This is a genomic window from Duganella lactea (assembly GCF_009857505.1).
Lineage (GTDB): Bacteria > Pseudomonadota > Gammaproteobacteria > Burkholderiales > Burkholderiaceae_D > Rugamonas > Rugamonas lactea.
The window spans coordinates 347,522-359,810 of sequence record NZ_WWCP01000001.1; the positions used below are offsets into that span (position 1 = coordinate 347,522).

Below are 12,289 nucleotides of genomic sequence, written 5' to 3' on the forward strand. Positions count from 1 at the left end.
GTCCTCAGTGGAAAACTGCATCTTTTGCAAAATAGCCGAAAAGAAAATTCCTTCGACCACCGTGTACGAGGATGATGAGCTGCTGGCGTTCAAGGACATCAATCCGCACGCGCCGGTGCACTTGCTGGTGATTCCTAAAAAACACTATTCGACGTTGCAGGATGCCGCCGCCGCGCCTGATCTGCTGGGCAAGATGCTGGCGCTGGCACCCCGTCTGGCAGAGGAATTCGGCTGCTCGGTCAGCTATGATGCGGACGGCGCGCCGACCCGCGGTTACAAGGCGCTGATTAACAGTGGGCCGGATGGCGGCCAAGAGGTGTACCATTTGCACCTGCATGTGGTCGGCGGTCCGCAGCCATGGCGCGGCAAGCGTTGAACTGACGCTGAACGGCCTTATTTACCGGAGACAGGGCGCTTCGCGTATACTACCGCTGCGGTTCTGAGCATCAACGAATTTAATCCAGGCGCAATGCGCTTCAAGGGGAATATGATGGGTTCTACTAGCTGGGTACACTGGGCAATTTTGCTGGTTGTCGTGATTTTGATCTTCGGCACGAAAAAACTGGGCAATATGGGTTCGGACATCGGCAAGGCGGTCAAAGGCTTCAAGGATGGCGTGAAGGGCGGCGAGGAAGACAAACCGGCCGCGCCGGCCGCACCGGGCACGATCGACGTCGACGCCAAAGAGAAGAAGTAAGCGCCGGCGCTTATGATCGATCTCGGTCTCACCAAACTGGCGGTCATCGGCGTGGTTGCGCTGGTCGTCATCGGCCCTGAAAAGCTGCCGAAAGTGGCGCGCATGGCCGGCACGCTGTATGGCCGCGCCCAGCGTTATCTGAACGACGTCAAGTCCGAGGTGACGCGCGAAATCGAGATGGAAGAACTGCGCAACCTGCAAAAGGAAGTGCAGGAAGCCGCGCAGAACGTCAAGTCCGAGGTGGAAAACTCGATTTCGCAGAACATGGCGGACTTGGAGAACAACTGGAGCGACAGCTCGTCCTCGTCCGATACGGCGGCCTCGTCCGGGTATTCCGGGTATTCCGCTTACAGCCATGTCACCACCGATGACCTGGCGCGCAAGGCGCGTGAATTCCGCCGCAAGAAACTGGTACGCAATTCCGCCATCCCCAATTGGTACAAGCAGCGTCATGGCGGCAAGATGCATGTGACGTCCGGCGCCGCCCGCGTGGCGCGCTTCCGTCCGCGTGGTCCGACCAACAGTTCTTTCTACTAAATGAGTACACCTAACCAGGGCGAAGAGACCTTTATCTCTCACCTGATCGAATTGCGTGACCGCTTGGTCAAGGCGACGATCGGCATTGCCATCATGTGCATCGGCCTGATGATCTGGCCGGGGCCGTCGCGCATCTACGACATCATTGCCGAGCCGATGATCGCCTCGCTGCCGGTCGGCTCGAAGATGATCGCCACCGGCGTGGTGTCGCCGTTTCTGGTGCCGATGAAAGTGACGCTGGTGATCGCCATCATCCTGGCCTTGCCGTGGGTGCTGTACCAGCTGTGGGCGTTCGTGGCGCCGGGCTTGTACGCGCATGAGAAGCGGCTGATCGCGCCGCTGGTGATCTCGTCGTCGGCCTTGTTCATGGCCGGCGTGGCGTTCTGCTATTTCCTGGTGTTTGGCCGGGTGTTCCATTTCATCGCCGAATTCTCGCCGCAGTCGATCGCGGTGACGCCGGATATCGAGAACTATCTGGACTTCGTCATGTCGATGTGCCTGGCGTTTGGCGCGGCATTCGAGGTGCCGGTGGTGGTGGTGATCCTGGTGCGCATGGGCCTGGTGAGTGTGGCCAAGCTGAAGGAGATTCGTCCTTACGCCGTCGTTGGCGCCTTTGTCATCGCGGCGATTGTGACGCCGCCGGATGCGGTGTCGATGTTCTCGCTGGCGATTCCGATGTGCCTGCTGTTCGAGCTGGGTCTGCTGGTGGCCCCGATGTTCGTCCGCATCTCGACCGCCCCGGAAGAAGAAGCCTGAGCGTCACAAGCACCAGCTCGCTCGGCGCAACGCTTGCCTCGGCCAGCGCGTAACTCAGCGCCGCTGCTTGTGCCTCCGCCTTGATCGGAGCAGAAAACAGCTGCGCCGCAGCCGTTCTCCATCGTATCGAACCACTTGCCCATCGGTTTGAGCGCGCGCAGGATTACTGTGTCATCAGCCCCTTGATCACCCGCACCGGCGCGCTGCCGTAGCTGAGGAATTGCTCGTGGAATTCCTTCAGGTTGAAGCGCGCGCCCAACTGCTGCTTGCGCTGCTCGCGCAATTCCATGATCTCGCTGTAGCCGCTGAAATAGCTGGTCAGCTGCACCGACGACACCTGCACCCGGTGCCATTTCTCCACCGCCTCGGTGCGCGTCTGGAACGCCTGGCGCGTCAGCAGATCGATCGCCTGCTCTTCGGTCATGCCCAGCACATGCACACTGTAATCAAGAATGGTGTTGGTCACGCTGCGCAGATTCCACTTGGAATACATCAGCCACATCTCCGGCGCGTTGTCGCCATAGCCGGACTCCAGCATCATGCGCTCGCCATACACCGCCCAGCCCTCCACCATCGCGCCATTGCCGAAGATCGACTTGACGATCGACGGCGAACGGTTGGCATACACCAGTTGCGCGTAGTGGCCCGGAATCGCCTCGTGGATATTCAGGATCTGCAAGATCCAGTGGTTGTACTCGCGCAGGCTGCTTTCGGCCTGCTCCGGCGTGGCGTTGTCCAGCGGCGTCACGTTGTAGTAAGTGCGGTCCTGCGGACGATACGGTCCCGGCGCATCGATGCTGGCGCCCGCCACACCGGCCGCGTAGGCCGGCGTCGCGCGCACTTCCAGCGGCTTGTTCGGGTCCAGCGTCAGCAGGTTCTTGCTGATCACCCAATCCTGCAGCACCGGAATCTGGCGCTTGATCTCGTTGACGAAATCCTCGCGCGCCACATGGCGCTCGGACAGCTTGTCGATCACCATGCCGATCTTGGCGTAACGGTCGGTCGGCTTGGCGACGGTCCCCATGGTCTTGTCCCACAGCTCATCGGACAGCTTGTCCATATTCGCCAGCAACTCCTCGCGCGCCACCAGCGCCTTTTGATAGGTCTGCTCGGCGGTGCTGGCCGACTGGATATCGTAGGCAAATTTCTGTTCATACAACTCCTTGCCGAGGCGGAAGGTGCGGCGGCCCCGGGTGTCCATCTGCTTGTCCATCTCGGTCAGGAAGGCAACATAGCTGTCCACTGCGGTCAGCGCCTCATTGATGCGCTGGGTGTACTGCTGCTTCTCCATCGGCGTCAGGATCGACGCCTGCGCCGCCTTGTCCACCTCGACCAGCAAGCTCTGCACGCCGGGCGCTTGCTTGATCGCCAGACGTGTGTGCTCGCGGGTTGGATTGACGATGTTGGCGCGCGCCGCCTCGTAGTACGCCGGAATGCTGGCGATGCGCTTGAGCAGCGTGCGCAGGCGCTGCGGCTGGGCCGCGTATTCGGTATGCAGGATCAGATCGATCGGGCCGGCCACGTTGTAGCTGGCCGGATTCCACTCCCACTCGCGCAGCGTGGTCAGGCGGAAGCGGTCGGCTTGCAGCTTGTTGACCAGCAGCGCCAGGTCGGTACGCTGCTTGGCGGCCAGGCCGTTGGTCTTGACCGCGCCAAAGCGCTGCAGCCATTCTTCGATGAAGGCCAGTTCCTTGGCCTGCTCTTCCTTGTTCGGTACGGTCAGCATGGCGGCGGTGTCGTACTTGCCGGCGTAGATGGCGGATTCCGAATCGATGCGCCACAGCGCGTTGAGAAATTGGTTGCTGAGATTGTCGAACTGGCGATCCTGCCAGCGTTCCGACGCCACCTTGAGCGCCGGAACGCTGGCCGCAGCGGCCACTGTCCGGCCCTTGCCGGTGGCCCGGACGACCGGCTTGCCCTTACTCTTGCCCTTGCCCCTGACGGCCCTGGCCGATTTGGTGGACTTGCTGGTGTTGGTGGCTTTCGCCTTGCCGCTGCTCTTCTTGGTGGGCGCGGCCTTGTGGTGGTGGGTGGCGGCATCGGCCGGCGCGGCGGCCAGCGCCGCCATCAGCGCAGCCAATGCAAATTTCGTCTTGATCATCATGTGCAGCCTTGTGTCTGAAGCGGGGAAGATTATCACTAATCTCGCCGCTTGAGAGCGCTCGATACAAGACAAAACATGCAGCAAAAGGAAGCTTATTTTCCTGATAATGAAATATAGATGGTCTCTCCCGGTGGAATGGCGCCGGCTGGCGCCTCTGCTTAAGACGGCCAACATGGGGTGAAGTTGCGTTACTTCTTCAAGCCCTCCTGCAGCATCGCCAGCATCTCGGCGGCCGACATGCGGCCGCTGACATCGCTGCCTTCGAGCAGGCTGTCGGCCAGGTCGCGCTTGTGCTGGTGAAGGTCAACGATGCCTTCCTCGATGGTGTGGCGCGCCACCAGCCGGTAGATGGTCACCGGCCGTAACTGGCCCATGCGGTGCGCGCGGTCGGAGGCCTGGTCTTCCACCGCCGGGTTCCACCACGGGTCCATGTGGATCACGTAGTCGGCGGCGGTCAGGTTGATGCCGACGCCGCCCGCCTTCAGCGAGATCAGGAACACATCGCCGTCACCGGCCTGGAAGGCGTCGACACGCTTCTTGCGGTCGGCCATCGCGGTCGAGCCGTCGAGGTATTGATAGCTGACGCCCTGTGCATCGAGGTGGGCGCGGATCAGCGCCAGATGGTCGACGAACTGGCTGAATACCAGCACCTTGTGCTTGTTCTCCAGCAGGCCTTCCAGCAGATGCGCGAAGGCCGCCAGCTTGCTGCTGGCCAGTTGCAGGTCCGGCGCGATCAGGTTGGGATTGCAGCAGGCGCGGCGCAGCTTCATGATCTCGGCCAGGATCTGGATCGATTTCTTCTCGGCCGGGCCTTCGACCTTCTGCAGGTTTTCCAGCGCCGCGCGGCGCAGCGATTCGTACAGCGCCGTTTCGTCGGCCGACAGATCGACTTCCAGCGTGATCTCGGTGCGCGACGGCAGCTCGGTCAGCACCTGCGACTTGGTGCGGCGCAGGATGAACGGCTGGATCAAACGGCGCAGGCGCTTGCGCGCACCGAGTTCGGCGCGGTGGTCCTGCGGCTTCTCGATCGGCGCGGCGAAGCGCAGGTTGAACTGCTCGATGCTGCCCAGCAGGCCCGGATTGATGAAGCGGAACAGGTTCCACAATTCGCCGAGGTGATTTTCCAGCGGCGTGCCGGTGACGGCCACGCGGAAGTCACCCTTCAGCGCCATCACGGCGGCCGAGCGCTTGGTGGCGGCGTTCTTGATGGCCTGCGCCTCATCCAGCACGATGCTGTGCCACTGGACCTTGGCGAACAGCGCGGCCTCCAGTTGCAGCAGGCCGTAGCTGGTCACCACCACATCATACGGTTGCAGGTTGTTCAGCAGTCCGGCGCGGTCGCCGGGACCGAACAAGTGCATGTTCAGCGTCGGCGCGAAGCGCGCGGCTTCGCTCATCCAGTTCATGCAGACGGAGGTCGGCGCGATCACCAGCGTCGGGCCTTGTGGCGCGCGTGACAGCATCAGCGCCAGCGCCTGCAGCGTTTTACCCAGGCCCATGTCGTCGGCCAGGCAGGCGCCCACGCCCCAATGCGCGAGGCGCGCCAGCCAGTTGTAGCCTTCCACCTGATAGTCGCGCAGCTCCGCCTGCAAGGTGCTCGGCAGTTGCGGCTCGAACGCGGTCTGCGCCTGCATGCGCGACAGATGCTCCTTCCACAGCTTGTCGGATTTGAGACCGCCGACATCGTCGGCCAGTTCCTCCAGCGCGAACGAGGCCAATGGATGCACGCGCACGCCGTCGGCGGTGATCTCGCCGTAGGCGCTGACCTCTTGCAGGCGGCGATACAATTCCTCGGTCAGCGCCATGTAGCGGTTTTCGCCCAGTTCGACGAAGCGGCCGTGGCTCTTTTCCATCATCTCCAGCAGCGTGCGCAGGTCGATGACCTTGCCTTCATCGACTTGCAGTTCGCCGCTGGCGGCAAACCAGTCCTTGTTGCTCTTGATGGCCAGGCGCAGCTGCTTGGTCTCGACCTTGTTGGTCACGCGGAAGCGCTCGCCCTCCGGCCAGGCGATGACGATGCTGGCCGGGTCCAGCGCCTGCAATTCCACCAGCAGTTGCAGGCAGAGCGCCGGTTGGCCCAGCAGCCATTCGCCATGTTCCTGCTCGGCCGCCTCCAGCACCGGGCAGTGGGCGATCAGGCCGCGCTCCGCATCGCGTTCGTCGATCAGCTTGCGGCGCGCCTGCACCGGCTTGCCGCCGATGTCGGCGATCACGCTGTCGGCGCCGTCGCCTGGCTTGTAGTAGGCGCCATTGACCAATGGCCGCACCAGGATCTGCATTTTCAGGCCGTGCTGGTAGGGCAGCAGATGCAGATGCAGGCGCATGTCGGCTTCCATCTGCTCCATGTCCGGCGCGGCGCCGCCGATATCCGACTGCACCGTCACCAGCGACGAGATGGCGCTGATGGCCGACAGCACCTGTTCTTCCGCATGCGCCGGCACGTTGAGGGCATCGCCGACGATGGCGGCGATCTTGCGGTGTTCTTCGAGGATGTTGACCACGCGCAGGCGGGTCGGTGTCTCCCTGGTGATGACCACCGAGGAGTTATCGTCGGGGATCGCCGGTTGCAGGCGCAGCTCCAGGTTGCCGGGGCTGCGCTTGACCAGCAGTTCCGGCTCGCCGGCGAGCATTTCCACGCGCATGTCCGGCAGGTCGGACCAGAACAGCAGCGGGTGGCCCACCAGCACCGGCGCGGCGCGCTGCGGATCGATTTCGTAGGTCAGGCCGGAGGACTGGTAGCCGCGATGCGCGACGCTGATCGCTTCCGCCGCGCGGATGTCCTGCGGCGTCAGGAAGTTGAACTGCTCGCCGTCAAAGCGCAGCCGCTTCAGGCCGACCGCACGGCCCTTGCTCCACAAGCCGCGTGCATCGCGCTTCTGCTCCACCGGCGTGATGTCGGTCAGGCCGTGGCGTGGATCGTAGGTCAGCAACCACACCAGGCGCGAGCTGCCCGCCGCCTCGGCGGCCGACGGCTGGTGCAGGTTGATCAGCGCGGTCAGCTGGCGCTGCCAGCCTTCCTGCCGCTCGAACCAGGTGGTGAGATCGGGGAAGCCGTAGCGCGAGCGCAGCGCCTGGGCGTGGGTCTGCATGGCCGCCTCGCCCATCTGGCCGAGCAGCGCGGCGGCCTGGCCGGCGATGAACAGGTAGCCGGCGCGTTCGGCGTTCTGCACCAGCTCCTGCAACTGCTCCTTGCGCTGTTGCAGTTCCGGCAGCGATAACCAGAAGTACAGCAGGTACTGGAACATCTGCGTTTGCAGCGCCGGTTCCCACGGCAGCTTCGACACCGCCTCGACCGGCATGATGCCGGCGCGGATCTGGCGCAGCATGTCGATCTGCTGATGCACCGAGCTGTCATGGTTCTTCGGCAGCTTGACAGCGATCTCCAGATAACTGTCGGCGGCCTTCAAATGGCGCGCGTCGCCGCTACGCAGCGCCGCCAGCAGGTACAGCTGCGCGCCCATGCCGGTGAACAGCTGCTTGCGTTTTCCGGTGTCGCGGCGCAGGGTTTTCAGCGCGACGTCAAAGCCGGTGATGGCGGCGCTGGCGGCGCCGCGCAGCAGCACGATCACGCTGGCGAGGTACTGGCTTTGCGCGCCGGCGGTACGTTCGAGGTAGCGCTTGGCGTCGTCCAGACGGCCGCACAGCAGCGCGTCTTCCGCCATCGCCAGGCGCAGTTCGGCGCTGACGTCGCCGTGGCGCCGCTGCAGGTGCATCTGGCAGTATTCGCGGATTGCCAGCACGCTGGCCGGTTCGTGCTGGGCGTGTTGCTGCAGGACCGCCAGGATATCGTCCTGCAGCAGGGGGCTGACCAGCAGGATCATGCCCGGCTCGAACGGGCGGCCGAAGATGTCGACGATGGGATGCAGCTGCGCCGCCTCGTAGCTGCCCAGGCAGAACGCCAGCATTGGCTGGATTTGCTGCGGGCCGTGGCCGCGCAGAAGGCCCATGCGCAGGCGCGCCATGCCGGCGCGGTAGCTGCGCGGCTCCATGCTGTTCCAGGTCTGGCGCATCGGCACCAGTTCGGCGTAGGCGGCGCACAGGTCTTCCATCGCGTGCGTGCCGATGGCGGAGCGGATCGCCGGCCAGCGCAGCTTGGGATTGCAGACAAAGCCGCGCCCCGTCACCGCGCTGATGAAGGCCAGCCGCTCCAGCCTGGACATGGCATCGTCCAGCGTGGCGACGGTGTACAGATTGCCGTCGTCGTCACGCTCGATGCGCGCGTGCTTCAGGTGATCGAGGATGGCGGTGCGGCCCATCGGTTCGCCCACCAGCGCGAGCAGGGCGAGGATGGCTTTTTCATTGGCGGGCAGCGCGTCGAATTCGGCGAGCAGCTTGGGGTCGGTCATGCGTGGTTCAGCTTAAAGATGGTTTGATAGAAGCGCAGTTCCGCCTCCAGCGTGCGGATGATGTTTTCGGCTTTACGGAAGCCGTGGCCCTCGCCTTCCAGCTCGACGTATTCGACCGGGATGCCGCGCTTGCTCAGCGCCTCGACCATCATTTGCGATTGCTGCGGCGGCACGACCTTGTCGTCCAGTCCCTGGAAGAAGATCATGGGGCGCGACAGCTTGTCGGTGTGGTTGATCGGCGAGCGCTGGGCGTAGATGGCGTCCGCCTGCGCCTTGGGCGCGATCAGGTATTCGTTGTAGTGCGACTCGAATTTGTGCGAATCCTGATCCAGGCCTTTCAGGTCGGACACGCCGTAGTAGCTGGCGCCGGCCTTGAACACGTTGTGGAAGGTCAGCGCGCACAGCGTGGTCAGGCCGCCGGCGCTGCCGCCGCGGATGATCAGGCGCTCGCCGTCGGCCAGGCCGCGCGCCACCAGCGCCTCGGCGCCGGCCACGCAGTCTTCGACATCGACGATGCCCCATTGGCCCTTGAGCAGGTCGCGGTAGGCGCGGCCAAAGCCGGTGCTGCCGCCGTAGTTCACATCCAGCACGCCGAAGCCGCGGCTGGTCCAGTACTGGATCTTCAGGTTCAGCGTGTTGACGGTCATGCCGGTCGGGCCGCCGTGGCCGATGGTGATGACCGGCGGCTTGCCGCCCTCGGGCGCCCGCACGTTCTGGTTGCGCGGCGGGTAGTAGAAGGCGTGCGCGGTGCGGCCGTTGGCGCTGGGGTAGCTGATGCTGGTCGGGATGGACAGGTCGGCTTGGTCCGGCAAGTCTTCGATCGACTGGGCGAGGATTTCGACGCCGTCCTCGGTGAAGTCAATGCGCGCCAGTTCCATTGGAATGGCCGGGCCGCCGGCCAGCATGGCGATGTAGCCGTTGCCGACGCGTAGTTCGCGGATTTCCTCGTAGGGATTGGCGATGGCTTCCAGCTTGCCGCTGCCCGGCAGCAGGCGCGCCAGGCGGCTGACGCCTTGGTCGATGTAGGTGCAGATAATTTCGCTGGCCGAGCGGAAGCCGTACATGCTGTTGCCGAAGGTCCAGTGCGGCGAGGCGAATTCGGCCGCCATCGGGCACAGGCCTTCGACGCGCTGGCGGTCGGCGCACAGGCGGTACAGATTCCACCAGCCGCTGCGATCGGAGACGAAGTGCAGCAGGTTGTCGGGCGACCATTCGGGCTGGCAGATCGATTCGTCGGCGCCGCCGGCGATGCGGACGGCGGTCGACAGCGTGCCGTCGTCGTTAAAATCGGCCAGCCAGAGCGTGGTGCCTTGCCACGGCATGCGCGGATGGTCCCAGCTGATCCAGGTCAGCGAGCGGCTATCGGGCGACACCCGCGGCGACGAGTAAAAATCGGCGCCCTGCGCCAGCACCGTCTCAACGCCGGTCATGCTGATGGCGCAGATGGTGTTGGCCGGCTGCGCGTGCTCGTCATCGCCATGCAGTTCGCGCACGGCGATCAGGCGCTGGCGCGCGCGGTCCACCGCGAAATCGGCGAAACGCTGCTTGCCCGGCCGCGTCACCGCCACCGGCGCTTCGCCCGCCACCATTTTGTGGACGACGTTGTCCTTGAAATGGCTGAAATACACCGTGTCGCCGTCCACCACATAGGCGCCGCCGCCATATTCATGCACGCGCGAACGCACATTGAAGGGAGCCGGCGTCAACTCTTCGGTGGTCGCGCCGTGATAACGCAGCAGCGTGTTGCGTCCCGCCTCCGCCGCGCGGCCGGCCAGCCAGAAGATATCGCTGCCATCGGCCCCGCCCAGCATCAGGGACGACATCGGCGTCGCGCCGGCGGCCACGCGCGCCGCGCTGATGGGCGACGGCCAGGTGCCGTAGGGGGCGATGGTGGCGGGTGCGGAAGAGGTCATAACGCGGCTCCAGAAAGGTCTATGCGCAGCATTGTACCGGGGAGCTCCGGCCCCCGGACATCGCTTAACAATGGAAAATCGGCATGGGATGCGATAATAGCGCCTTTGAATGTTCAGAATTGCCTTCCATGCCACAATTTGCTCCGCTCAAGAATGACACCTTCCTGCGCGCGTTGCTGCGCCAGCCCACCGACTACACTCCCGTGTGGCTGATGCGCCAGGCCGGAAGGTATTTGCCTGAATATCGCGCCACCCGCGCCAAGGCCGGTTCCTTCATGGGCCTGGCCACCAATCCGGACTACGCCACCGAAGTCACCATCCAGCCGCTGGACCGTTTTCCGCTGGACGCCGCCATCCTGTTCTCCGACATTCTGACGGTGCCGGACGCGATGGGCCTGGGCCTGCACTTTGTTGAAGGCGAAGGCCCGAAATTCGAGCGTCCGCTGAAAACCGAAGCCGACGTGATGGCGCTGCGCCAGCCGGAAGCCGGTTCGCTGGACTACGTGTTCAAGGCCGTGACCCAGATCCGCACCGAGCTCAATGGCCGGGTGCCGCTGATCGGTTTCTCCGGCAGCCCTTGGACGCTGGCCTGCTATATGGTCGAAGGCGAAGGCTCGCGCGAATTCCACACCATCAAAAAGATGCTGTACAACCGCCCGGACCTGATGCACCGCATCCTGGAGATCAATGCCCAGTCCGTGGCCGAATACCTGAACGCGCAGATCGACGCCGGCGCGCAAGCGGTGATGATCTTCGACTCGTGGGGCGGCGCGCTGGCCGATGGCGCTTATCAGGCGTTTTCGCTGAAATACATGCAGCAGGTGGTGTCGCTGCTGAAGCGTGAGAAGGACGGCGTGAAAATCCCGGCCATCGTCTTCACCAAGGGCGGCGGCCACTGGATCGAGCAGATCGCCGACATCGGCGCCGACGCGCTGGGCCTGGACTGGACCGCCAACCTGACCAAGGCGCGCCAGCTGGTCGGCCACAAGGTCGCGCTGCAGGGCAATCTGGACCCGGCGATCCTGTTCGCCAGCCCGGAACAGATCACCGCCGAAGTCCACAAGGTGCTGGACGCCTTCGGCAAGCCGGACGCCAATGGCGGTGGCCACGTGTTCAACCTGGGCCACGGCATTTCGCAATTCACGCCGCCGGAAAACGTGGCCGCCATGGTCGAAGCCGTGCACAGCTACAGCAAGGTGCTGCGCGCTTCCTGACCGCCGCCGCGAACGAGGGCACGTTTCCTTCGGGAGCGTGCCCTTTTTCATTGGTGCGAACGGAGGACGCGATCCGACTTATGCACAATTTTTTTTGCTGCGGAAATAATAGGCATAGTGTTTTCGCTAGCCCTTGGATATATTTTAAATCATTGATTTGTAAGGGAAATCTTATGGACTTACAAGGCGATATTTAGCCAGCCGTAAACTTGCCGGCATAGTATGAACAGGTTTATTTCTTCATTTTCCACAAAGTTATCCACAAAAACTGTGGACAAGAAATAAAATGACTTAGTAAACCGTGACTTAGCCTTAACATTGCTGTTTTGTCTTAAGATTATGTTGCGTCGCACGACACTCAGGCAAAAATAATACCTTTGCCAAGCCTGTTGCCAAACCGCAAAGCTGGATGCGCGCAGCAGTATAAAATTTGCTACCTTTGTGCCCTGCAATTTCCCCTGTTTGCGCGAAAAACTGCTTGATTTCGGGAAAAAAAACGGTCTAAATACTTCACTTATGCACAGCTGGCGGACCGCGATGACGAATTTTCCGCCTCTGGGAAGCGTTTTCCAAGTTACTGATTTTAAAGAGAAAAAATTTTGAATTTTTGCCCGGTTCTCGACGATGCCGACTTGGATGTCACTGCTTTCCGGGGAATAAGATTCCATTGTCCACAAAGTTATCCACAGAAACTGTGGATACATACAGCATCGATAAATTTG

The 12,289-nt window shown here is 62.8% G+C and carries 9 protein-coding genes; 5 read left to right on the top strand and 4 right to left on the bottom strand.

From position 1 onward, the window contains the following. The first annotated feature begins 7 nt into the window (after positions 1 to 7). From GTP44_RS01745 to tatC, 4 genes are all read left to right on the top strand, one after another. Positions 8 to 376, top strand: a complete 369-nt coding sequence (locus GTP44_RS01745) for a histidine triad nucleotide-binding protein (RefSeq protein WP_161018050.1) — start codon at positions 8 to 10, stop codon at positions 374 to 376. Between the two features lie 114 nt (positions 377 to 490). Then, positions 491 to 697, top strand: a complete 207-nt coding sequence (gene tatA, locus GTP44_RS01750; RefSeq protein ID WP_160988566.1) for a Sec-independent protein translocase subunit TatA — start codon at positions 491 to 493, stop codon at positions 695 to 697. Between the two features lie 12 nt (positions 698 to 709). After that, positions 710 to 1,234 (top strand): Sec-independent protein translocase protein TatB, encoded by a 525-nt coding sequence (gene tatB / locus GTP44_RS01755; RefSeq protein WP_160988299.1) that lies wholly within the window; start codon positions 710 to 712, stop codon positions 1,232 to 1,234. Next, positions 1,235 to 1,990, top strand: a complete 756-nt coding sequence (gene tatC / locus GTP44_RS01760) for a twin-arginine translocase subunit TatC (protein ID WP_160988298.1) — start codon at positions 1,235 to 1,237, stop codon at positions 1,988 to 1,990. A 163-nt stretch (positions 1,991 to 2,153) separates the two neighbouring features. Here tatC and GTP44_RS01765 read toward each other — a convergent pair whose 3' ends face one another. From GTP44_RS01765 to GTP44_RS01775, 3 genes are all read right to left on the bottom strand, one after another. Further along, a complete protein-coding gene (locus tag GTP44_RS01765; protein WP_161018051.1) occupies positions 2,154 to 4,091 on the bottom strand; it encodes a DUF885 domain-containing protein in 1,938 nt (645 codons plus the stop codon). A 191-nt stretch (positions 4,092 to 4,282) separates the two neighbouring features. Beyond that, positions 4,283 to 8,440 (bottom strand): DEAD/DEAH box helicase, encoded by a 4,158-nt coding sequence (locus GTP44_RS01770; protein WP_161018052.1) that lies wholly within the window; start codon positions 8,438 to 8,440, stop codon positions 4,283 to 4,285. After that, entirely contained in the window at positions 8,437 to 10,353 is a 1,917-nt protein-coding gene (locus GTP44_RS01775; RefSeq protein WP_161018053.1) for a S9 family peptidase, read from the bottom strand. Before GTP44_RS01775 ends, GTP44_RS01770 begins: the two co-directional genes overlap by 4 nt. A gap of 128 nt (positions 10,354 to 10,481) precedes the next feature. On the opposite strand from GTP44_RS01775, the gene hemE reads away from it, so the two are divergent. Further along, a complete protein-coding gene (hemE, locus tag GTP44_RS01780) occupies positions 10,482 to 11,567 on the top strand; it encodes a uroporphyrinogen decarboxylase (RefSeq protein ID WP_161018054.1) in 1,086 nt (361 codons plus the stop codon). A gap of 179 nt (positions 11,568 to 11,746) precedes the next feature. On the opposite strand, the gene GTP44_RS01785 is transcribed toward hemE, so the two are convergent. Continuing rightward, complete coding sequence (locus GTP44_RS01785; RefSeq protein ID WP_161018055.1) at positions 11,747 to 12,235, bottom strand: hypothetical protein; 489 nt, start codon at positions 12,233 to 12,235, stop codon at positions 11,747 to 11,749. Positions 12,236 to 12,289: the final 54 nt, after the last annotated feature.